This window comes from Kerstersia gyiorum (assembly GCF_048595715.1).
GTDB classification, from domain to species: domain Bacteria; phylum Pseudomonadota; class Gammaproteobacteria; order Burkholderiales; family Burkholderiaceae_B; genus Kerstersia; species Kerstersia gyiorum.
Genome location: NZ_CP169556.1, coordinates 1,634,947 through 1,655,212 on the forward strand (window position 1 = coordinate 1,634,947; position 20,266 = coordinate 1,655,212).

At 63.7% G+C, this 20,266-nt stretch carries 20 protein-coding genes and 1 tRNA gene; 14 read left to right on the forward strand and 7 right to left on the reverse strand.

Annotation, left to right across the window (positions count from 1 at the left end; genetic code table 11):
• Positions 1-14: 14 nt before the first annotated feature.
• The 3 genes from ACEW7X_RS07255 (at position 15) to ACEW7X_RS07265 (ending at position 1,087) form a co-directional block, all read left to right on the forward strand.
• The gene (locus ACEW7X_RS07255; RefSeq protein WP_068368243.1) at positions 15-341 is read left to right on the forward strand and encodes an integration host factor subunit alpha; all 327 of its coding nucleotides are present in this window, start codon (positions 15-17) and stop codon (positions 339-341) included.
• 155 nt (positions 342-496) lie between these two features.
• Positions 497-889: a MerR family transcriptional regulator gene (locus tag ACEW7X_RS07260; RefSeq protein ID WP_068369285.1), complete on the forward strand. Its 393-nt coding sequence runs from the start codon at positions 497-499 to the stop codon at positions 887-889.
• 121 nt (positions 890-1,010) lie between these two features.
• A tRNA-Pro gene (locus ACEW7X_RS07265) sits at positions 1,011-1,087 on the forward strand.
• Positions 1,088-1,375: 288 nt separating this feature from the next.
• Here ACEW7X_RS07265 and ACEW7X_RS07270 read toward each other — a convergent pair.
• Positions 1,376-3,562 carry an Ig-like domain-containing protein gene (locus tag ACEW7X_RS07270; protein ID WP_420177814.1) on the reverse strand — a complete coding sequence of 729 codons (2,187 nt, stop codon included), beginning with the start codon at positions 3,560-3,562 and terminating at the stop codon, positions 1,376-1,378.
• A gap of 205 nt (positions 3,563-3,767) precedes the next feature.
• Here ACEW7X_RS07270 and ACEW7X_RS07275 point away from each other — a divergent pair, with 205 nt between their 5' ends.
• Positions 3,768-4,898, forward strand: coding sequence for a magnesium transporter CorA family protein (locus tag ACEW7X_RS07275; protein ID WP_134838341.1), 1,131 nt, complete (start codon positions 3,768-3,770; stop codon positions 4,896-4,898).
• Here ACEW7X_RS07275 and ACEW7X_RS07280 read toward each other — a convergent pair.
• Positions 4,871-5,812 (reverse strand): LysR family transcriptional regulator, encoded by a 942-nt coding sequence (locus tag ACEW7X_RS07280; RefSeq protein WP_257741241.1) that lies wholly within the window; start codon positions 5,810-5,812, stop codon positions 4,871-4,873. The genes ACEW7X_RS07275 and ACEW7X_RS07280 overlap by 28 nt on opposite strands.
• A 143-nt stretch (positions 5,813-5,955) precedes the next feature.
• Between ACEW7X_RS07280 and ACEW7X_RS07285 the strand changes: the two genes are divergently transcribed.
• From ACEW7X_RS07285 to ACEW7X_RS07300, 4 genes are all read left to right on the forward strand, one after another.
• Complete coding sequence (locus ACEW7X_RS07285; RefSeq protein ID WP_257741242.1) at positions 5,956-7,608, forward strand: ATP-dependent acyl-CoA ligase; 1,653 nt, start codon at positions 5,956-5,958, stop codon at positions 7,606-7,608.
• A 134-nt stretch (positions 7,609-7,742) separates the two neighbouring features.
• Positions 7,743-9,071 carry an MFS transporter gene (locus ACEW7X_RS07290; protein ID WP_068368232.1) on the forward strand — a complete coding sequence of 443 codons (1,329 nt, stop codon included), beginning with the start codon at positions 7,743-7,745 and terminating at the stop codon, positions 9,069-9,071.
• A 2-nt stretch (positions 9,072-9,073) separates the two neighbouring features.
• Entirely contained in the window at positions 9,074-10,222 is a 1,149-nt protein-coding gene (locus ACEW7X_RS07295) for a thiolase family protein (protein ID WP_420177815.1), read from the forward strand.
• Entirely contained in the window at positions 10,222-10,560 is a 339-nt protein-coding gene (locus ACEW7X_RS07300; protein ID WP_068368225.1) for a zinc ribbon domain-containing protein, read from the forward strand. Before ACEW7X_RS07295 ends, ACEW7X_RS07300 begins: the two co-directional genes overlap by 1 nt.
• Here ACEW7X_RS07300 and ACEW7X_RS07305 read toward each other — a convergent pair.
• On the reverse strand, positions 10,557-11,525 hold the full coding sequence (locus ACEW7X_RS07305) for a helix-turn-helix domain-containing protein (RefSeq protein ID WP_068368222.1): 969 nt from the start codon (positions 11,523-11,525) through the stop codon (positions 10,557-10,559). The two genes, ACEW7X_RS07300 and ACEW7X_RS07305, sit on opposite strands and share 4 nt — an antisense overlap.
• Before the next feature lie 263 nt (positions 11,526-11,788).
• Here ACEW7X_RS07305 and ACEW7X_RS07310 point away from each other — a divergent pair, with 263 nt between their 5' ends.
• From ACEW7X_RS07310 to ACEW7X_RS07320, 3 genes are all read left to right on the forward strand, one after another.
• A complete protein-coding gene (locus ACEW7X_RS07310; RefSeq protein WP_257741243.1) occupies positions 11,789-12,322 on the forward strand; it encodes a 2,4'-dihydroxyacetophenone dioxygenase family protein in 534 nt (177 codons plus the stop codon).
• Between the two features lie 112 nt (positions 12,323-12,434).
• A complete protein-coding gene (locus ACEW7X_RS07315) occupies positions 12,435-13,709 on the forward strand; it encodes an MFS transporter (protein ID WP_068368217.1) in 1,275 nt (424 codons plus the stop codon).
• The gene (locus ACEW7X_RS07320) at positions 13,706-14,758 is read left to right on the forward strand and encodes a 2,3-butanediol dehydrogenase (protein WP_253103244.1); all 1,053 of its coding nucleotides are present in this window, start codon (positions 13,706-13,708) and stop codon (positions 14,756-14,758) included. The genes ACEW7X_RS07315 and ACEW7X_RS07320 overlap by 4 nt, the downstream gene beginning before the upstream one ends.
• A 54-nt stretch (positions 14,759-14,812) precedes the next feature.
• Here the strand turns inward: ACEW7X_RS07320 and ACEW7X_RS07325 are convergent, their stop codons facing one another.
• A complete protein-coding gene (locus ACEW7X_RS07325; RefSeq protein ID WP_134838343.1) occupies positions 14,813-15,895 on the reverse strand; it encodes a tartrate dehydrogenase in 1,083 nt (360 codons plus the stop codon).
• A gap of 98 nt (positions 15,896-15,993) precedes the next feature.
• On the opposite strand from ACEW7X_RS07325, the gene ACEW7X_RS07330 reads away from it, so the two are divergent.
• Positions 15,994-16,932, forward strand: coding sequence for a LysR substrate-binding domain-containing protein (locus ACEW7X_RS07330; protein ID WP_068368206.1), 939 nt, complete (start codon positions 15,994-15,996; stop codon positions 16,930-16,932).
• Positions 16,933-16,978: 46 nt separating this feature from the next.
• The gene (locus ACEW7X_RS07335) at positions 16,979-17,239 is read left to right on the forward strand and encodes a ParD-like family protein (protein WP_068368204.1); all 261 of its coding nucleotides are present in this window, start codon (positions 16,979-16,981) and stop codon (positions 17,237-17,239) included.
• Positions 17,240-17,354: 115 nt separating this feature from the next.
• Here ACEW7X_RS07335 and ACEW7X_RS07340 read toward each other — a convergent pair whose 3' ends face one another.
• Positions 17,355-17,750: a pyridoxamine 5'-phosphate oxidase family protein gene (locus ACEW7X_RS07340; protein ID WP_068368201.1), complete on the reverse strand. Its 396-nt coding sequence runs from the start codon at positions 17,748-17,750 to the stop codon at positions 17,355-17,357.
• 348 nt (positions 17,751-18,098) lie between these two features.
• On the opposite strand from ACEW7X_RS07340, the gene ACEW7X_RS07345 reads away from it, so the two are divergent.
• The gene (locus ACEW7X_RS07345) at positions 18,099-18,647 is read left to right on the forward strand and encodes an NADPH-dependent FMN reductase (RefSeq protein ID WP_068369275.1); all 549 of its coding nucleotides are present in this window, start codon (positions 18,099-18,101) and stop codon (positions 18,645-18,647) included.
• Between the two features lie 191 nt (positions 18,648-18,838).
• Here the strand turns inward: ACEW7X_RS07345 and copD are convergent, their stop codons facing one another.
• Together copD and ACEW7X_RS07355 are read right to left on the reverse strand one after the other, a co-directional pair.
• Entirely contained in the window at positions 18,839-19,720 is an 882-nt protein-coding gene (copD, locus tag ACEW7X_RS07350; protein ID WP_068368198.1) for a copper homeostasis membrane protein CopD, read from the reverse strand.
• 12 nt (positions 19,721-19,732) lie between these two features.
• Positions 19,733-20,113 (reverse strand): copper resistance CopC family protein, encoded by a 381-nt coding sequence (locus ACEW7X_RS07355; RefSeq protein ID WP_068368196.1) that lies wholly within the window; start codon positions 20,111-20,113, stop codon positions 19,733-19,735.
• Positions 20,114-20,266: the final 153 nt, after the last annotated feature.

The following is a 20,266-nucleotide window of genomic DNA, read 5'->3' on the forward strand; positions in this document are numbered from 1 at the left end:
AGGAGTGATCGGATATGACGACAGAAACCCGTACGCTGACCAAGGCTGAATTGGCTGACATGCTGTTCGAACGTGTCGGCCTGAACAAGCGCGAAGCCAAGGATCTCGTCGATACATTTTTTGACGAAATTCGTGAGGCGCTGGCCAAGGGCGATATGGTCAAGCTTTCGGGCTTTGGCAACTTCCAGGTCCGGCAGAAGCCGCCGCGTCCCGGGCGCAATCCCAAGACTGGCGAGGCGATCCCCATCGCTGCGCGCCGCGTCGTGACTTTCCATGCCAGCCAGAAGCTCAAGAGCGCGGTCGAGTCCACCGGTTTGACCCCGGAAGACCAGTCCGTTTAAGCTAGGGGATGACCGGCGGGGCAGGGCGCTGCAGTAATGGGCGCGGCGCCGCCGGCTATCTTCCCGATTAGCGGCCGAGCCGCGCCAGCCTCGGGCCGGCGCCAGACCGCAGCCGGCGTTGCCGGCCTTACATGATGCAGCCTGAACGTTCAGACATGACACGCACTGAAGAACAAAGCAGCACGGCGGCCTTGCCGCCTATTCCGGCCAAGCGTTATTTCACCATCGGTGAAGTCAGCGATCTGTGTGGCGTCAAACCCCATGTGCTGCGCTACTGGGAACAGGAATTCACGCAGCTCAAGCCGGTCAAGCGGCGTGGCAACCGGCGTTATTACCAGCATCATGAAGTGCTGCTGATCCGTCGTATCCGCTCCCTGTTGTACGAAGAGGGCTTCACCATCAGCGGCGCCCGCAATCGCCTGGGTGATGCCAGGGATGCTGCCGCCCACGATCCGGAAGCAGCAGTGCGCCTGAGCGGCGCCGAATTGCAGGCGCTGCGTACGGAATTGCAGGATATTTCGGCCTTGCTGGCATCGGTGCCCCGTTAGGTTCAGCTGGCCGTGCGGGGTGGTGCCCCTGTCTGGTTCGGGTGTCATCCAAATTATTTCGGGATTTTTTCTCGAAACACTTGCAAAGATCAAAATCACTGCTATAATTTAATTCTTGTTTCGGAGCGTAGCGCAGCCTGGTAGCGCACTTGCATGGGGTGCAAGGGGTCGCGAGTTCGAATCCCGCCGCTCCGACCATTATTACCAAAAGCCCACAGTGGAAACACTGTGGGCTTTTGTCTTTTCCGCGGCCTGTTCCAGCCGCGCAGGGCATGGTCGCTGTTTAGCCTGGGACCAGAAAGCCTGCCGAAGTTAGCGCATGTCCTGTCCGTTCGGTGCAGAACCCTGATTTTCCAGGGCTGGGCGAAAGGAGATGGAATAGGGGGAGGGCAGCCCTTTCTGGCTGGCCAGATTGGGGCGCAGGCCTGGAGTCCCGAACCGCTCCCCGAGCCTCCTTCCCCTTTCCTTTTATGCCCTTTGGCGCTTTTATTGACGTGCGACCTGCTGCCCGAACAGGCTGCCGTTGACCAGCGGGAAGCCTGCTTCGGGCTTGTAGCGGACCTGCCAGTTGGTGGTGTCGCGTATGCGGGCTGCCAGCGCCACGGGATCTTGGGCATCCAGGGCGCCGCCGTAGATGGCACTGGTCTGGTTGGCTGGCTGGACTACAAAACGCAGCGCGGTGCCTGCCGCATCCAGTGAGGCCGGAATGACGTTGTCCTTGTCGCCTCCGAGGGTGATGCTGGCGACGAAGGTGCCGACGCTGCGGATTTCTCCCGCCGTGCCATCGCCCAGGTCGTCGATGACGGCGCCGGTCATGGCGTAGATGGTTTCTTCCTTGCCCAGGCCGCCAGGCGCACCGAGGGTGAAGCCGACGTCGGTTTCTGGATTGCCGGTGACATCGGTGGCGATGGTCACGATGGTGCCTGCAGGCAGATAGCGGTCCGCGGTCCAGTCCATTGCCGTCTCGTTGGTCAGGCCTTCGAATTCCTGGATGCCTTTTTTGCCGCGGTCACGGTCAGTGAACTGAATGCGGGTGCCGCCGTCCACTGCCTTGAGCAGCATGAAGGCAAAGGCATCGGGTGCCTCGGCATTGGCGCCGACGAACATGACGTCGCCCGGCTGCAGCGGCGTCGGCGCGCCGGCAGTGCGGAAATCCAGCGCAGTGCTGCCCTGCAGACCGGCGTAGGGCAAGCCGGCATGGCCAAGAATGGCGTCGGTGTCGATTTCTATGTAGTAGCCAGTGTTGAAGTCCAGCGTGGCGGCAGGTTGGATGCTGACCTGGTTGTATTCAGCCTTGACGCGTCCGGGCGTGCCGCCTGCAGAGAAGCTTTCCACCAGCGAGCCATCGGCGCGGCGCAGATGGATCTTGCCCTGGCCCAGGGCAATGCCCTGGTCGAAGCGGAACTGCAGGCGGGTATCGACATTGACGCCCTGGCGGTCATCTGCCGGCGTGCTGGCCGACAGCTGCGGGCCGCTGTCGGCGGCACGCCAGTCGGCCAGGTCGAAGCTGACGCCCAGAAAGCGTTGCTGGTCTTCCGGAAGATCCTTGGCAGCTGAACTGGTGCCAGGGAACACGGTGTCGCCATTGTCCATCAGAAGCTGGACGCGGGTACCGGTAGCGACCGGGCCGGCCACCTCCACGATGCTTTCCAGGCTGCCGCCGCTGCTCAAGCGCATGGCTTCCAGGTTGTTGGCGATCTCGCGCGGACTATCGCTGGCCGCGCCGTTCCAGGCATAGAGCGCGAAATTGCGCGCGGCATGGCTGCTGGCGGCGCCTGCCGGTCCTGCCAGGATCAGGTATTGACCGTCGCTGCCCTGAGCCATGGCGCGTATGCCGCGTCCGCCGAGATTGAGTTCGATGGGATTGCCGAAACAGGCCTGGCTGGCCGTGCCGGCGATCAATTCCTGCGGGTTCCGCACCGGGACGATAAGCGCGCGATGGCGGACATCCTGATCCATTTGCGGCGCGCGGAATCCCAGCCAAAGGGTTTTTCCATCCGGGGCGGTGGCGGCGCCTTCGATGGCGAAACCATCGACGCGCTCGGGCGCCAGGCCCGCAGCGCTGGAACGCGCAAAGCCGAAGTGGCCTGCGCCCAGGCCGTGCTGGTTGCCGCTATCCCAGGCCACCAGCTGTTGCTCAAGTTGCGAGAACATGCCGGCATAGGCGAAGCGCGTGTCGGCACCGGTGCCGTTGATCTTCACGGCAAACAGGTGGCCCCGGGTATCGACGGCATCACCGCCGTCCTTGCTGTTGCCATGAGAGCCCAGGAAGAAGGCAAGATCTCCGATAAGCGTGCTGGATTCGACGTCCAGTTCCTTTGCCAGCGCCGGGCCTTCGGCCGAGAAGTCCCATTCCAGCACGGCGGCGCCGCCTTGGCGGGGGTAGACGCGCAGCACGTTAGCCTCGTCGTCCGCGACAACCATCCAGTCGGCATCCAGGGCGATGGCGGTCGATGCGTCGGCCGAGCCATACTGGGTGCCAGGGTTGGGGCGGAAGGTATGCTCCGCGACCGGGGTGTCGGTCACGGGAGGCGTACCGGGATCGGGATTGCCGCCATTATCATGCTTGTTGCTGCCACCACAGGCGGCCAGCAGGCTGGCGGCCAGGACAGCAGCCAGGGCGGTGCGGGGGAAGTGACGGCGAACGCGGACGGCTTGGAGGGAATAAGGCATTGCTGGCAGGGCTCCTGTTGAAGAACCATGCACGATAGGAGGGGAATATGACCTGCCTGTGAATATGGCCGGCTGCGTCCGCAGCCGCCAGGGCAGTGCAGACGCTGCTCCGGCTGACGGCGGCTAGTGCTGCGGCTACACTGTCACGGCAAGTGTTGGCCGCTGGCAGGCCCATTGCTGTCTGGATGATCTGACGGGAGCAACCATGAAGTCCTTGCGAGTATTCCATATCCGCCCGGGAAAGTCGGTCGAGGAATTGGCCATGCCGCCGGACGAACCGCCAAGGGAAGGGTATCTCTGGCTGGCATGCTCGCATGATGATTTCGTGGCCGAAACGGAAGCCGTGCAGACGTTCTGCCTGCGCCTGGGCGGGATACGGATTCTGGACCTGCATGTGTCCGATCTGTCCAACCTGCAACTGCCGTCGCACCTGGATTACACCTCGGATTACGACGTGTTGGTGTTCCGCAGGCTGGCCTTGCACGATGGCCTGCAGAACGAGGCCGCCAGTACGCGTGAGCAGGGAGCGCCGCGCCGGCTCAAGGAAGTGGCCGTGGCCCTGGGAGTGGAAACCGTGCCGGTGGGCTTCGTGCTGTTCGACCGGCTGCTGCTTAGCGTACATCCTGAGCCCTGCGTGGTCCACGAAGCCTATATTCGCCGCTTGCTGTCCCTGGCGCGCGGGGAGCCGCGCCAGCCCGGCAGCCTGGCGCGCCTGCCGGCTTCTCCGGCGGAATTGATGTTGCGTGTCACCAGCCTGATGGTTGACGGCTTTCTGGACCTGCGCAAGCATCTGACGCGCCAGCTCGAACACTGGCAGCAACGCCTGATGCGGCCGCGCAAGAACTTCGACCGCTGGGATGCCCTGCTGCGATCCAGGCAGGTGCTGCACTACCTGGACGAATGCTGCGAGGATCAGAGCAATGCGCTGGCCAGCTGGATGGACACCCTGGATGACTGGCCGGTGCCCGGCACCAAGGAAAGCCGCCATGAGCGTGAGCAATTGCTGGTGCGGGGCCGTGATGTGCTCGAGCACATCGAACGGGTGGCCCACCATGTGCGGCGGCTGGAACAGAGCGCCGAAACGGCGGTGCAGATACATTTCAGCATCCAGAGCAATCGTACCAATGACGTCATGCGCGCACTCACGGCAGTGACGGCGGTCTTTCTGCCGCTGAACCTGATTGCAGGGATCTTCGGCATGAATTTCGATTCCGTGCCATGGCTGCATGGCGCGCACAGCTTCTGGATCACCATGGGCATCATGCTGCTGATTGCATTCGGGCTGCTGGGGTATTTCGTCCGCAAGAATTATCTGTCTTCGACCGAGGATGACTGAGCTGCGGCGCTGTTGTCAGGGTCGGCCAGCAGGGTGATGACGCGCTGGCGCAGCCAGACGGTGCCGGGGTCGGTATCGAAGCGTGGATGCCAGTGGACGGTGACTTGCAGCGGGGGCAGGGCGACCGGTACGGGCAGGATGTCGAAGGCCTCATTGCGATTCAGCCAGAGGGCGGCACGATAGGGCAGCGTCAGGATCAGGTCCGTGCGCCGGGCAATTTCCGCGGCGGCGGAAAAATGCGGCAGGGTCAGCGCAGGCCGGCGCGGGACGCCCGCTTCGGCCAGGATGCCGTCGAGCGCGCGGTGCGAACTGCCACGCGAATCGACCAGAATGTGATCCAGCTTGCGGTATTGCGCACGGGTCAGCTTACCTCTGGCCAGCAGCGGGTGCCCGCGCCGCCCCATACAGCAATAGTGTTCATGGAACAGATGGGCATGGCAGGTCTGTTGCCTGAGACCGGCCAGATTGCCGATGGCCAGGTCTATCTCGCCGTCCCGCAGCGCCTGGAGCAAATCCTCCAGCGGTACATCACGGATTTCCAGTTGCAGCCGGGGGGCTTCGGTGTGCAATTGCTCCATCAATTCAGGCAGGAACACCATGACGCCGATGTCCGACATGGCCATGCGGAAACGCCGGCTGCTGCGTTGCGGGTCAAAGGCCTGGCGCAGGCTGATGGCTTCGGCAAAGCTGTTGAGCCCGCGTTCTATGGGTTCGGCCAGCGCCAGCGCCACAGGTGTGGGCTGCATGCCATTGGGGGTGCGCAGGAACAAGGGGTCGTCGAATTGCTCGCGCAAGCGATTCAGCGCATAGCTGACAGCGGGCTGCGTCAGGCCCAGGCGCTGGGCGGCGCGAGTCACGCTGCCTTCGTCCATCACCATCAGGAAAACCCGCATGAGATTCAGGTCAAATTCCATGTTTGCCCTTGATATAAATTTGACTTATTCAATACATAATAGCCATAAATTTGACGGATATATAGTTGACTCCTAGACTAATTTCCATGCGATCCAGGCAGTCACAGGCCGGAGCGAGATCGCGGAATAACAGGAGGAGTCTTATGCGTGTTTCATCCACGCAGCAGGGGGCAGCAGTACTTGAGCGCGAGCACCCGGTTTGCGCTGCCCAGGCGGGCGCTGAAGGGCAGCAATGCCAGGGGAACGTGACCGTGCCGCAATTGCTGTGCCGGCAGGCGCGGCAATACGGCGAGCGGCCATGGCTGCAGGCGCCGGGCGGCCAGCTTAGTTTCGGGGAGGCTCCGGCCTTTGCTGCACGGTGGGCCGCGCTGCTGGCGCATCAGGGCGTGGCGCGTGGCGACCGGGTCGTGCTGATGATGGGCAACCGGATGGAGTTCCTGGGCGCGGTGCTGGGATGCGCCTGGCTGGGTGCTGTCGCCGTCCCGGTAAATACGGCATCGCGCGGCATGCAGCTGCAGCATATCCTGTCCAATAGTGCGGCCAGGCTGGCGCTGGCCGATGCGGCGGCGTGCGGCGTGCTGTCTGCCGTGCAAGACACGCCGCTGGCATGCATTCTGCTGGTTGGTGGCGGGCTCGACGCCGACGCGCCGGCGCAGGTGCAGCCTTTGCCGGACTTGCCGCAGGCGGGTCTGGAAGCGGCGGATCTGCAAGCCGGCGATACCCTGGCAATCCTTTATACCTCGGGGACTTCGGGGCTTTCCAAAGGTGTTTGCTGCCCGCACGCGCAGTTCTACTGGTGGGGCGTGCTGACGGCGCGCAACCTGGAAATAGGCACCGAGGATGTGCTCTATACCTGCCTGCCGCTATTTCATACCAACGCGCTCAATGCCTGCTTCCAGGCGCTGGTGACGGGCGCGGCGATCGTCTGCGACGAGCGCTTCTCCGTCAGCCGCTATTTCGAGCGCCTGTGCGCCACCGGAGCGACCGTTACCTATCTGCTGGGCGCCATGGTGCCCATGCTGCTGTCGCGCGAGGTCACGGCGGACGAGCGCGGGCACCGCGCCCGTATCGCTCTGGCGCCGGGCGTGCCCGCGCGCTTCCATCAGGTTTTCCAGGCGCGCACCGGTATTGCCTTGCTGGAGGGCTATGGGTCGACCGAAACCAATTTTGCCATCGGCGGCACGCTGGCGCAGCAACGTGCGGACAGCATGGGGCGCGTGATGCCGGAGTTCGAGGCCTGCGTGGCGGACGACAATGACCAGCCCTTGCCTGATGGTGAGCCGGGAGAACTGCTGCTGCGTCCGCGCCTGCCATTCCTGGTGGCGACCGGCTATTTCGGCATGCCCGACAAAACCGTGGAGGCCTGGCGCAATCTGTGGTTCCACACCGGGGACCGCGTGGTACGCGATGCCGACGGCCATTTCCGTTTTCTCGACCGCATGAAGGATGCGATTCGGCGCCGTGGCGAGAATATTTCTTCATTCGAGGTTGAACAGGTGCTGCAGGCCCACCCGGCCGTGGAGGCTGCTGCGGTCTATGCGGTGCGCTCCGAGCTGGCTGAAGACGAAGTCATGGCGGCGCTGGTGTTCAAGCCCGGCCAGCAGGCCAGCCCCGAGGCGCTGCTGGACCATTGCCAGCCGCGCATGCCGTATTTCTCGGTGCCGCGTTATCTGCGCATCATGACGGCCCTGCCACGTACCGAGAACGGCAAGATCCGCAAGTTCGGCCTGCGCGACGAGGGTGTAACCGCAGATACCTGGGACAGGGAAAGCGTGGGCTATCAGGTGCTGCGCTGAGCAGCATCTGGCAGGGAGTACCGGGTTGTTCCCGGCAACAGAACAGACAAAAAAATCCATCAAGGAAGAAGGAGAGGAGACATGAACAAGACAGCACGGGCCGGCAAGACCGGACAGGGCGCAGGGAGACGGCTATGAGCGGCGTGGCGACACAGGGCAGGCAGGCCGCCGGCGCAGCGGCGGCGCTGGAAGACGACGCAGCACGCAAGAAGCGCACGCGCCGCGTGGTCATGGCATCGGTCGCGGGCAACGCGATGGAATGGTATGACTTCTTCATCTACGGCACGGCGGCCGCGCTGGTGTTCGGTAGCCTGTTCTTTCCAAAGGGAACAGACCCGCTGTTGGGGACCATGGGTGCGTTTGCCGGGTTTGCCGTGGGTTTCCTGGCGCGGCCGCTGGGCGGCGTGATCTTCGGCCATATCGGCGACCGCTATGGGCGCAAGCTGGCGCTGGAATGGACGCTGGGTATCATGGGGGCAGCCACCTTCCTGATCGGGTTGCTGCCGACTTACGAGCAGGCCGGTATCTGGGCCCCGATTGCCATGGTGGCGCTGCGCATTCTGCAAGGGATGGCGGCTGGCGGCGAGTGGGGCGGCGGTGTCCTGCTCATCAGCGAAGCCGTGGGCGGCAAGCGGCGTGGGTACTTTTCCTCGTTCAGCCAATTGGGGGTGGCGGGCGGCTTCGTGCTGTCCTCGGGGGTTTTCATGCTGGCGCAGCAATTGCCGGATGAGGCATTCATGAGCTGGGGCTGGCGCCTGCCGTTCCTGCTGAGCATCATCATCTTTGGCGTCGGGCTGTATATCCGCAAGCGCATCCCCGAGAGCGAAGAGTTTGTGCAGGCCAAGAAAACCGCCAAGCGCGGCATGCCGGCGGTCGAAGTCTTCCGCCGCTATCCGCGTCAGGTGTTCACGGCCATGGGCTTGCGCATGGCGGAGAATGGCGGTTCGTACATGTTCCTGGCGTTTGCGCTGGCCTATGGGAAATTCCTGGAAATTCCCAATGACATCATGCTGGGGGGCGTGCTGCTGTCCATGTTCATCGAGCTGGGCACACTGGTCTGGTTTGGCCACCTGTCAGACCGCATCGGGCGGCGGACCGTCTATCTGATTGGCTCGGTCGGCCTGATGCTGGTTGCATTCCCGTTCTTCTGGCTGGTGCAGACCAAGGAGCCGCTGTGGATCTTCCTGGCCTTCTTCCTGGGCAATACCATTTGCCACGCGGCCATGATAGGAACGCAACCCGCGTATTTCGCCGAGCTGTTTCCGGCGGAAGTCCGATATACCGGGCTGGCGCTGGGGCATGAACTGGCATCGGTGCTGGCGGGTGGGCTGTCGCCGCTGATCGCCATGGCTTTGCTGCGCAGTTATGAATCGGCTACCCCGGTAGCGATCTATCTGTTGTGCCTGGCGGGCATCACCGTAGTGACGCTATTGTTGACCAAAGAGCCGGAAAGACAGGAGTGACCATGGATCCAATGTATGCGCCGGGCATCGTCGGCACGGGGGAAACGGCCTTTATGCTCCATCCCGATCCGGCTTGCAGCACAGCCGGCCTGCTGGCCGAGGCGGCGGAGCTGGCCCTGGCCGATGCGGGCCTGGCGCTGGCGGATGTGGATGGCCTGGGCGTGGCGTCTTTCACGCTGCGCCCGGACCGCGCCATCGACCTGGCCTGGCAGATGGGGCTGGGACTGCGCTGGTGCATGCAGGATGAGATGGGGGGCGCCAGCGCTGTCAACCTGTTGCGCCAGGCCTGGCTGGCGTTGCAGGCGGGTCAGGCGCGCACTATCGTGCTGGTAGCCGGCGACCATTTCGCCGGGGCGGATTTCGTGTCGCTGGTGCAGGCCTATAACGTCAGCGCCAGGGATTATCTCAGCCCGCTGGGCTGTCTGGGACCCAACCCCTTGTTCGCCATGCTGACCCAGCGGCAGATGGCTGCGCACGGACTGGACCGCGAGGATTATGGCGCCCTGTGCATGGCGCTGCGCCGCCATGCCGCGGCCAACCCGCGTGCGGCCTACCGGCAGCCGATGACACTGCAGGACTACCTGGATGCGCCCCTGGTGGCGCCGCCGCTGGGCCGGCTGGACTGCGTGCCGGTGGTGAGCGGTGCGACAGCGCTGGTGCTGCAGGCGCAACCGCAGGGCGTGCATGTTCGCCTGCTGGCGGGGGGAGCGTCCTACAACCAGGACAGGCACGAAGGCGATGGATTGGCGACGGGCATAGCCGGCTTCGCATCGGATCTCTGGGCCGAAGCCGGCTGCCAGCCGGCGCAGATGGACGTGGTCGGAGTCTATGACGACTATCCGGTGATGTTGCTGGCCCAGATGCTGGACCTGGGGCTGGCGCCTGCCGACGGGCTGAAGAATTTCATCCATCAGCGGCTGGCCAGCGGGGCGTTGCCTTTCAATACCGCAGGCGGACAGTTGTCTGCCGGGCAAACGGGGGCGGGGGGCGGCATGCACATCCTGGCGGAAGTGGCGCGGCAGTTGCTGGGCCGCGCCGGCCAGGGCCAGGTGCCTCAGGCCCGGCTGGGGGTGGCCAGCGGCTATGGCATGGTGCAGCAGCGCTACTGCATGTGCGCTAACGCGGTGGTGTTGCGCAGGGAGGAGATTTGATGGAAACCCGGGCTTTGCAGGTTTTTGAATGCAGCGCTTGCGGCCACCGGGTTTATCCGGCACGGCTGCGCTGCCCGGCTTGCGGTGCGGCCGGCTGGCGCCATGTGGCTGTGGCTGAAGGGCAGATCCTTGCCTGGACCCAGCTGGCGCAGCCGGACGGCGACCTGGCCACGATCGCGACCGTGCGAATTTTGCCTGCCGGGCCGGATCTGGTCGCGCGCCTCGTGCAGCCGCCCCGGCAGGCGGGGCAGAGGGTAGCGCTGGCGGCGCGGACCACCGGCGGCCGCCTGCTGCCCTGGGGCGCCTGGGACGATTGTGCCGCCGAACCGGAGGCCTAACCGGACAGTGCGGCCTCGCGCATTTGCGTGGGCGTGAGTGCGTGGCGTGCGCGGAAGGTGCGGGCGAAATGCGCCGGGCTGGAGAAGCCGCAGCGCCAGGAAATTTCCGCGATGCTGTAGCGTTGCATGTCGCGGCGTCGCAGCAGGCTGGCGGCGCGGTCCAGGCGCCGTTCCAGGATCAATTGCGATACGGTGCGTCCTTCCGGTTCCAGCAGCCGGTTCAGGTGGCGCAGCGTGATGCCGGCCGCCCCCGCCACCCGTTCCGCATCCAGGGTGTGATCGTCCAACTGGCTGTCGATATGGCTGCGCGCCGCCTGCAGATAGGTGGCGCGCAGCGCGCTGCTGTTGCCGGTGTCGCCAGCCAGCAGGCTGCGCAGCAGTTCTCCGGCCTGCTGGTGCATCTGGTCTGCACTGGTGCTGGCAGGCTCGGCGAAGGTGCCGGCGGCCAGGCGGCGCAGCGCCGCATTGAGCACGCGTCCGGGCCCGCTGCCGCCCGGGACGTGCAGCGGCCGCGTGAGGCTGGAGTGGCTACAGGACTGATAGAACCAGTCTGCGGGCGTATCCAGCAGGAACTGGCGCATGCTGCCGGTGAAGCCGAACAGGTAGGCATGGCGTGTGTCGTACAGGATCAGGTCGCCCGGTTCCAGTTGCGTGCAGCTGCTGCCCTGGTAGAAAAAGGCGTTGCTCTCCAGGATCAGCGAAGCGAAGACCGAATCCTTGGGATGGCGGCGCACCATCTGCGGCGTGCGCTCGATCACGTGTTCATTGGCCTGGATTTCCGCCAGACGGATGTCGCCCATCATCAGGTTGCGCTGGGTGGCCAGCAGGCCATCATCCGAAAAGGCCGAACATTTCAGGCCGACCAGCATGGAGGCGTTATAGGACTCCCAATAGTCCAGCCTCTGGCTGGGCGGCAGGGTATTGGTTGATATCTGGCTGACGGGGTGGGCGGCAGTTGGCTGCATGAATGTCTCCGTGCGGCTGGCAGTGGTGTCCGGCACCTGGTGGGCAGGCGCGGCGCAAGTCTGGCCTTTTCTTCTGGTTGTCGTGGGCCGGCCGGTGGCCGCAACGGCTAGTGTACGCAGCCGCAGCGCGCAGAGAGATCCTGATCTTCCCTTATCTTCCGGCTGTGTCCGCCCGGGGCAACCGACGTGTCCGTTCTGGACAAATGGCGGCGGGAGGCGCTTGCTACATTGGCCTGTCGTTTCAACAAGAACAGGAGACTTCCATGCCCGAGCTGCCTTCCAATGAATTCTGGCGCGGCCTCAAGCCCATTCCCAACTGTTTTCAGCCGGATGCCAAGCCCGAGGTCTATATCTCGAACGCCCCCACCGAAGACGAGCGCATGTACGTGCCGTTCACGGATACCGTCTCCTCCCGCCCGCTGTGGATTTCCCCGTCGGAAAATCGCTGGTGCGACATCCTGATGGCCAAGGAAGCTGGCCTGGTGAACCGTCACTATCATCCGCACGAGGTGTTCGCCTACACGATCTCGGGCAAGTGGGGCTATCTGGAGCATGACTGGACGGCGCATGCCGGCGATTTTGTCTACGAAACGCCGGGCGAGGGCCATACGCTGGTTGCCTATGAGCATGAAGAACCCATGCGCGCCTTTTTCATCGTTAAGGGGCCGCTGATCTGGCTGGACGAGAACGGCGAGCCGGAAGGCTATTTCGATGTACACAGCTACATCGACATGTGCCGCAAGCATTACGACAAGGTCGGCATAGGCGCCGATTACGTCGATACCCTGTTCCGCTAGGCAGGGTGCTGCGCCGGCCTGCCAGACCATGCTGGGCCGGCGTGCTTTTTCTCCAAACAAGAATAAGGTGAGCGCCCGCAGGATTGCGCAGGCCCGCCAGCTGGAGCGAGACATGAGACTATTCAAAGAGGCATCCTACGAAAACAGGTTGTTGGCGGTGCTGTTCCTGGCCTTCGGCTTCGTTTTCTTCGACAGGCTGGCCCTGTCCTATCTTTTTCCCTTTGTGTCGGCCGAACTGGGCCTGAGCAATACCGAGCTGGGCATGTTGTCGTCGGTGCTGGCACTGGCCTGGGCGGTGTCGGGGGCGTTCATGGGGGCCTATACGGACAGGCGCGGTCGGCGCAAGACCATCCTGATCGTATCGGTCGTGCTGTTCTCTGTTTTTTCCGCGCTGTCCGGCCTGGTGACGGGCTTTGTCAGCCTGCTGTTGTTCCGCGCCTGCATGGGGCTGACCGAAGGCCCGGTGCTGCCCCTGTCGCAGACCATGATGGCGCAGGCGTCCTCGCCCCATCGGCGCGGCCTGAATATGGGCTTGCTGCAAGGCTCATCCGCCGGCCTGATGGGCGCGGTGATCGCTCCGCCGGTCATGGTGGCGCTGGCGGAAAACTTCGGCTGGCGCACGGCGTTCTACCTGACCTGCATTCCCGGCCTGATCGTGGCCTGGCTCATCTGGCGCTATGTGCAGGAGCCGGCCCCGGCCCGGCCAGACGAGGCGGGCGCCACGACAGATGCGGCGCAAGACCGAGCGGCGCTGCCGGCAGGGCCGCAATGGGGAGTGCTGCGTGAACGCAATGTCATTCTCTGCATCCTGATCAGCTGCTTTTTCCTGACCTGGTTCATCAACATCATTTCCTTCGCGCCCACTTTCCTGGTGAACGTGCGGCAGTTCAGCCCCGGCACCATGAGTGCATTGATGAGCTGCCTGGGCCTGGCCTGGGTGATCTGGGGGTTCGCCGTGCCGGGTATCTCCGACCGTATCGGCCGGCGTCCGACGCTGTTCATCTTCTCGCTGGTGGCCGCCTGCTGCCCGCTGGCATTCCTGTATGCGCCGACGGCAGTGGCGCTGGGCGCGCTGCTGTTGCTGACCTATACCGGCCTGGGTTGCTTCACGCTGTTCATGGCCACGATTCCGGCAGAGACAGTGCCGCGCGGGGCCATGGCGACGGCGCTGGGCCTGATCATGGGCATAGGGGAACTGATAGGCGGGTTCCTGGCCCCGGTGGCGGCTGGCCGGGCGGCCGACCTGTACGGCCTGCCGGTGGTGATGTGGATTTCGATGGCAGGCGCGCTGATCGCGGGGTTGCTGGCGCTGGGCCTGCGTGAAACGGCACCGGCGGTGCTGGCGCGCCAGGTTTCGGGAAACATGACCCAAGGGAGGCAGGCATGAAGGCATGGTTCTGGCATGGGGCGCGTGACCTGCGCCTGCAGGAAACGGCGCTGCGGCCATTGCAGCGCGGGGAAGTGCGCATCGAAGTCGCCTATTGCGGTATTTGTGGCAGCGACCTGCACGAGTACGCCGACGGCCCGCATTCCATTCCGGTGGTGCAGCCTCATCCCTTGTCCGGTCGCCAGGCGCCGCTCATTATCGGCCACGAGTTCTGCGGCACGGTATTGGAAACCGCGGCCGACGTGACCACGCTGCGCCCCGGCGCACGGGTGACGATAGAGCCGGAGTACCGTTGCGGGCATTGCACGCATTGCCTGGCGGGCGACTACAACCTGTGCGTGTCCATGGGGTTTGCAGGATTGATGGGCGATGGCGGCATGGCCCAGCAGGCGGTCGTGCCAGCCTATATGGCGCATGAGTTGCCGAACGAGGTACCGTTCGAGCAGGCCGCAGTGGCGGAACCCGCTGCCGTGGCGCTGCATGCCGTCAGGCGCAGCCGTCTGCGGCCTGGGGATACCTGCGTGATCTTCGGGCTGGGTGCCATCGGCCAGTTGCTGGTGATGATGGCGCGCCTGCAGGGGGCCGGGCAAATCATTGCCGTCGATGTCGTGCCCGCTCGCCTGGCGTTGGCAAGGCAGTTGGGCGCCGACCTGACCCTGGATGCCCGCCATGACGATGTGCTCACTGTGGCGCTGGCGCACACCGATGGCGCCGGGGCACCGGTCAGTTTCGAGGCGGCAGGCAGCCAGGCGACCTTCGACGGTGCGTTGCAGGTGCTGTGCAAGGGCGGGGAAATGGTGCTGGTGGGGCTGGTGCCCCAGGTGAGGCTGGACAGTTTTGATCTGGTCAACCGGGAGTTGAGCATTACCAGCAGCGTTGGCTATCGCGGGGTCTATCCGGACCTGCTGGCCTGGATTGCAGAAGGCCGCCTGGATCTTTCTCAGGTCGTGACTCGTATTGTGGCATTGGAAGATGCCGTGACAGATGGCTTTGAAGCGCAGTTGCAAAGCCGCGACGAGATCAAGATTCTGGTGCGGCCTTGTGGTTGAAGCTGTGTCGTGTGGCCTGGTGCTTTCCGGGCCGCACGGCGCGTGGTGTGGCGGCTAGCGGGGCGTTCGGTCAAGCACCCGTGCGGCAATAGCCTGGCCGACTTCGGCGGTATTGGCCTGGCCGCCCAGGTCGCGCGTGCGCGGGCCGGCGCGCAAGCAGTCTTCGATGGCGGCCAGGATGTCGTCATGTGCTGCCTGGTGGCCCAGGAATTGCAGCATGAGCGCTCCCGACCAGATCATGGCAATGGGGTTGGCAATGCCCAGGCCGTAGATGTCCGGGGCAGATCCGTGCACCGGTTCGAACAGCGAGGGAAAAGCACGCTCCGGATTCAGGTTGGCGGACGGCGCCAGGCCGATCGTGCCGGTGCAGGCCGGGCCGAGGTCGGAGAGGATATCGCCGAACAGGTTTGATGCCACCACGACATCGAAGCGCTGCGGCTGCAGGACGAAGCGGGCGCAAAGGATGTCGATGTGTTGCTTGTCCACGGCGATATCCGGATATTCCGTGCCGATGGCTTCGGCGCGGCTGTCCCACCAAGGCATGCTGATGGCGATACCATTGCTTTTGGTGGCGACGGTCAGGCTGCGCCGGGCGCGCGAACGTGCCAGCTCGAAGGCGTAGCGCAGGACGCGGTCGGTGCCCTTGCGGGTGAAGACCGATTCCTGGATAACCAGTTCGCGGTCCGTCCCTTCGAACAGACGGCCGCCCAGATTGGTGTATTCGCCTTCCGTGTTTTCGCGCACGACGAAGAAGTCGATGTCTCCGGCCTGGCGGCCTGCCAGCGGGCACGGCACGCCTTCGAACAGGCGTACCGGCCGCAGGTTGATGTACTGGTCGAATTCACGCCGGAACTTCAGCAGCGAACCCCAGAGGGAAACGTGGTCGGGCACACGCTCGGGCCAGCCGACGGCGCCGAAGTAGATGGCGTCATAGCCCTGCAGCTGGCTTTTCCAGTCGTCGGGCATCATGGCGCCGGTGCGTTCGTAGTAGTCGCAGCTGGCCCATTCGAAATGATCGAACTGCAGGGTCAGGCCATGGCGGCGGGCGGCAGCTTCCAGGACGCGCAGGCCTTCGGGCATCACTTCCTTGCCAATGCCGTCGCCAGCCAGCACGGCGATTTTATGAGTGGGTTCCATGGGGTGTCTCCTTCCTGTTTTGCGAGGGATGCCAGGTATGCTACAAGCGCTTTGGCTTCGGATAATCCCACCGAAAGAGAAAACCTTGTGCATGAATCATGAACAATGATCCCAGCCCCGAAGATTTGCGGGTGTTTTGCGCCATTGTGCGCAAGGCGAGCTTCACCAGCGCAGCGCAAGAGCTGGGCGTGTCGCGTTCCTATGTGACCAAGCGGGTGCAGGTGCTGGAAGCGCGGTTGGGCACACGCCTGTTCCATCGCACGACCCGGCGTATTGTGGTGACGGGGGAGGGCGAGCGGGTCTACCACTGGGCGCTGCGCATCCTCAATGATATGGACCATCTGGTCGAGGAAATCGGCGTGACGCGGCAGACGCCGCGAGGTTCATTGCGCATCTGCAGCAGTTTCGGTTTCGGCCGGCGGGTGGTCGCGCCGGCCCTGTCCGCCTTGCTGGCGCGCTATCCGGCTTTGCAGGTGCGCTTCGAGGTGTTCGACCGGCTGGTGGATATTGCCTCGGAAGGGTTCGACCTGGATATCCGCGTGGGCGACGAGATTGCACCGCATCTGATCGCACGGCACCTGGCAGACAATCATCGGGTGCTGTGTGCTGCGCCGGCCTACCTGGCACGCCGGGGCGTGCCGCGGACGCTGGCGGATCTGGCGGCGCATGATTGCCTGGTGATCAAGGAGCGAGATCATCCGTTCGGGGTGTGGCGCCTGGATAACGGGCGCGAGACGCAGTCGATCAAGGTGCGCGGGCCGCTATCGTCCAACAATGGCGAGATCGTGATGCAGTGGGCGCTGGATGGCTGTGGCATCGCGTTGCGGTCGGCTTGGGACGCAGGGCCTTTGCTGCAGGCGGGGCAGCTGGTTCAGGTGTTGCCGGAGTATCGCCAGCAGGCCGCTGTGTGGGCGGTGTATCCGTCGCGGCTGGAAACGTCAGCACGCCTGCGGGTTTGCGTGGAGTTCCTGCAAGCGTATTTGCGGGGCCGGGACGTACAGGCCATGAACAGGCCAGAAGACAGGCCCGCTGGTTAAATCATCTATGATCTGTTATCGAATGATTTAATTTCCGGAGGCGGGCATGGGCCTGGTCAAGATTTCCGATTCCCTGCATGAGCAGCTGCGTACCGCCAGCAGCGCATTCAGCCGCTCCATCAATCAGCAGGCCGAATACTGGATGCGGGTGGGGATGCTGGCGGAGCTGTATCCGCATTTGAATTACGCGGAACTGTCGCGCCTGCTGCTGGAGGCCGAGCGGGTGTCCGGCGACCTGCACGAGATGGTGGCAGCGCTGGATGAACAACAGGCCGGACGGGAGCCTGATAAGCGTCAGGTCGCCTGAGCGGCAGCGGGTTCAGACAACAGGCGCCAGGCAGGCGGATTGCCTGGGCGTGTTGCCAGGATGGCTATCGGTTGAGGGGCAGCCGATAGCCATTTGTCATTGTGGCCGCGTTGTTTTACAGCGCCTTGCCGGCGTCCGGGCCGGAGCGCAGCGTGTAGATGGCGTCGAGATGGACCAGGACGGCGAATTTGGGCGTCTTCATGCCGTTCTGGCTGGCGAATGCCACGGCGTCGTCGAAAGGCTGGCCTTCGCTGAAGACTTCCGGCGTGCCAACGAAGCGGTAGCCGTCCAGGGCTTCGCGGTCGATGACGGCAATGGCCATTTTCGAGCCGTCGAGGATATTGCGCAGCGTCTGGCCGCCGGTATTTTCGTTGTAGATCAAGGTCTGGTCGTCATAGGCACGCAGTGAACGCTTGGGGCCGATATCCGGCAGGCCATCCTTGCTGACGGTGGACTGGATCGGAAGCTGTTTGGCCAGCATGGCTTTCATGGCGTCATTGAGGACTTGCATGGATGGGACTCCTGTTTGAAACGTAGGGAAAACGGGGACGCGGGCAGCTCAGGTGGTGCTGCCGATAGAGAATATATAATTTGTTATTGAATTATATATATATTGTATATTTTCTGCTGTCCCGTGTATGGCATGCGCGGCGGGGCGGCTCGGGGATGGCGCAAGCGCTTCCACGCTGCGCCTTCGGCTTGCTGTACCCCCGGAGGGCATTTTTGTCTTGGGGCGGCCCCAAGACAAAAATGCCAGGGGTTTGATATGGATCTGCCATCCCCCTTGTGTGTCATGAGGCTTCGTGCTGGAATGAAAACTCAGTTCCTCACCACGTTTCCTCACTACAGGATGGGCATCATGAGTCAATTCCGCATTGCTGTTGTCGTGGGTAGTTTGCGCAAGGATTCGTTCAACCGGCAACTGGCCAACGCGCTGGCGCGCCTGGCACCGCCGGACCTGGTTTTCGAACAGGTGGAAATCGGCAATCTGCCGCTCTACAACCAGGATGACGACGCCAACACGCCGGAAGTGGTCTTGAAATTCAAGGAAAAGATACAGTCGGCCCAGGGCGTGCTGTTCGTTACGCCGGAATACAACCGTTCCATTCCTGGGGTGCTGAAAAATGCACTGGACCAGGGGTCGCGTCCTTATGGCACGAATGCCTGGGCTGGCAAGCCTGCCGGCGTGATCGGCATTTCCATCGGCGCCATCGGCACCGCACTGGCCCAGCAGCATCTGCGCAATGTGCTGGTGTTCCTGGATATGCCTACTCTGCAGCAGCCTGAGGCCTTCCTGCATGCGAAGGAAGGCTTCTTCGATGCCGATGGCGGCATCGGCGCGGGCAGCAAGGATTTCCTGCAGAATTGGGTCAATCGCTACGCTGCCTGGGTCAGGAAGAACCAGTAAATCCGAACGCCCCTGGGCAGGCCACCCTGGCTTGCCCGGTTGGCCCGCAGCCATTCCGCCGGCAGGCCAGGCTTGCCGGCGTTCGTGCCGCATGGCTGTGCTGGCGAGCCGCATCCGGGCTATCCGGCATATCCGGGCTGTCCCGAATGGGGCCAGCGTTGTCGGCAGCAGGAGGCTGCCGGTGCATGCCTTCAGGTCGGGGACAGGGAGCTGATCACACCGATCAGGATGACGATGCCGGCGGCAAAAATGACTTCAAAACGCGTATTCTTCGCTATGGCCTGCAAGGCCTGCGGCTGGTTGCGCATGCGCGGCACGAGGACATAGCGGTTGAACAGCGCCAGCGCCACCATGGCAGCCACGGCCAGGAACTTGGTTTCCATCAGGCGCATATAGAGTGTCGCCCAATTCCAGGGCCATGGCCCCAGGATGAGGAAGAGATTGCCCAGGCCGCTCAGGATGGCAATGGCCACGGCCCAGTGCCCCAGGCGGGAGTAGCGCACCAGGGTCTGGATGATGGCGCCATCGGGATGATGCGCCAGGCGGCGCAACTGCACCAGAACCCAGGGCAGGCCGCCGGCCCAGTAGGCAATGGCCCAGAGATGCAGCGTCTGGTTGCCGCGATGCAGCCAGCCCAGGGCACCGTCCATGGCAGCGGCATGGCCGGTGGCGGCCAGTGCTGCCAGCATGGCGCCGCTGGCCAGGGCCATGGCGCGATGATGCTGCCGGTCTTGCCTGCGATACAGCCAGGCCAGCAACAGGACGGGCAGCAGGAAAAACTGCCATTGCCAGGCCTCTCCGTAGCGCGTGGCCAGCAGGACGGCTTGCCAGGTATCTGGCGACAGAATGTCTGCCATGCTGCCGGCCATGCGTCCGGCCTGCAGGGGAATCATGAGCAGGGTCCCGGCACAGGCCAGGAGCGTACAGGCCGCATAGACGCGGCGCGCCGGGCGTGATAGTTCAAGCGCCAGCGAGGGCGCTGTCAGGAAGCCGAGATAGATACCTGTGCCGCAGCACAGCAGCAGGCCTGCGACATGCAGCTGGCGCAGCAGGATGGGTAACAGTTCCAGCACGACGAGGCGCGCTCAGGGCTGCAGCGTGAAGTCGTATTGTCCCGAAACCTTGTGCGAATCGGCAGACGTGACGTTCCATTCGACCTGATAGCGGCCGGGGGCCAGTGTCGTGGGCAGGGGGAGAGTCAGGCTTTTGCGGTCATCGGAGGCATAGGACAGCTTCCCGGTTTCCAGGGACTGGCCGTCCGGGCCGGTGACGGTGATGGTGCTGAAAGGCAGTTCGACACGGCCGTCGAAGACGATGGCAACGGCGGCAGGCGTATTGCTGACGGTACTGCCGGGGGCGGGGGTCTGTTCGATGGCGTGCGAGTGGGCCTGGGCGAGGCCATGAACACCGGCCAGCAGGCTGGTGGCCAGCATGGCTGCGGCCAGGCGGCTGCGGGATTTGGACATGATGAGGGCGGATCTTTGTATTGCGGAAAACCCGATAGTAATACATCTCAGTCTCGCACATGGATTGCGGCCTTGGCATGCCGATCTGAACGGAACGACTGACGCAGGATAAAATACTGTTTATTTATACAGTAAAATAGAGCGTCAGCCATT

What these genes read in the sequence shown, in the direction of transcription:
- ACEW7X_RS07255 (WP_068368243.1), top strand. Translation starts at nt 15, where the DNA reads ATGACGACAGAAACCCGTACGCTGACCAAGGCTGAATTGGCTGACATG.
- ACEW7X_RS07260 (WP_068369285.1), top strand. Translation starts at nt 497, where the DNA reads ATGACACGCACTGAAGAACAAAGCAGCACGGCGGCCTTGCCGCCTATT.
- ACEW7X_RS07270 (WP_420177814.1), bottom strand. Translation starts at nt 3,562, where the DNA reads ATGCCTTATTCCCTCCAAGCCGTCCGCGTTCGCCGTCACTTCCCCCGC.
- ACEW7X_RS07275 (WP_134838341.1), top strand. Translation starts at nt 3,768, where the DNA reads ATGAAGTCCTTGCGAGTATTCCATATCCGCCCGGGAAAGTCGGTCGAG.
- ACEW7X_RS07280 (WP_257741241.1), bottom strand. Translation starts at nt 5,812, where the DNA reads ATGGAATTTGACCTGAATCTCATGCGGGTTTTCCTGATGGTGATGGAC.
- ACEW7X_RS07285 (WP_257741242.1), top strand. Translation starts at nt 5,956, where the DNA reads ATGCGTGTTTCATCCACGCAGCAGGGGGCAGCAGTACTTGAGCGCGAG.
- ACEW7X_RS07290 (WP_068368232.1), top strand. Translation starts at nt 7,743, where the DNA reads ATGAGCGGCGTGGCGACACAGGGCAGGCAGGCCGCCGGCGCAGCGGCG.
- ACEW7X_RS07295 (WP_420177815.1), top strand. Translation starts at nt 9,074, where the DNA reads ATGGATCCAATGTATGCGCCGGGCATCGTCGGCACGGGGGAAACGGCC.
- ACEW7X_RS07300 (WP_068368225.1), top strand. Translation starts at nt 10,222, where the DNA reads ATGGAAACCCGGGCTTTGCAGGTTTTTGAATGCAGCGCTTGCGGCCAC.
- ACEW7X_RS07305 (WP_068368222.1), bottom strand. Translation starts at nt 11,525, where the DNA reads ATGCAGCCAACTGCCGCCCACCCCGTCAGCCAGATATCAACCAATACC.
- ACEW7X_RS07310 (WP_257741243.1), top strand. Translation starts at nt 11,789, where the DNA reads ATGCCCGAGCTGCCTTCCAATGAATTCTGGCGCGGCCTCAAGCCCATT.
- ACEW7X_RS07315 (WP_068368217.1), top strand. Translation starts at nt 12,435, where the DNA reads ATGAGACTATTCAAAGAGGCATCCTACGAAAACAGGTTGTTGGCGGTG.
- ACEW7X_RS07320 (WP_253103244.1), top strand. Translation starts at nt 13,706, where the DNA reads ATGAAGGCATGGTTCTGGCATGGGGCGCGTGACCTGCGCCTGCAGGAA.
- ACEW7X_RS07325 (WP_134838343.1), bottom strand. Translation starts at nt 15,895, where the DNA reads ATGGAACCCACTCATAAAATCGCCGTGCTGGCTGGCGACGGCATTGGC.
- ACEW7X_RS07330 (WP_068368206.1), top strand. Translation starts at nt 15,994, where the DNA reads ATGAACAATGATCCCAGCCCCGAAGATTTGCGGGTGTTTTGCGCCATT.
- ACEW7X_RS07335 (WP_068368204.1), top strand. Translation starts at nt 16,979, where the DNA reads ATGGGCCTGGTCAAGATTTCCGATTCCCTGCATGAGCAGCTGCGTACC.
- ACEW7X_RS07340 (WP_068368201.1), bottom strand. Translation starts at nt 17,750, where the DNA reads ATGCAAGTCCTCAATGACGCCATGAAAGCCATGCTGGCCAAACAGCTT.
- ACEW7X_RS07345 (WP_068369275.1), top strand. Translation starts at nt 18,099, where the DNA reads ATGAGTCAATTCCGCATTGCTGTTGTCGTGGGTAGTTTGCGCAAGGAT.
- ACEW7X_RS07355 (WP_068368196.1), bottom strand. Translation starts at nt 20,113, where the DNA reads ATGTCCAAATCCCGCAGCCGCCTGGCCGCAGCCATGCTGGCCACCAGC.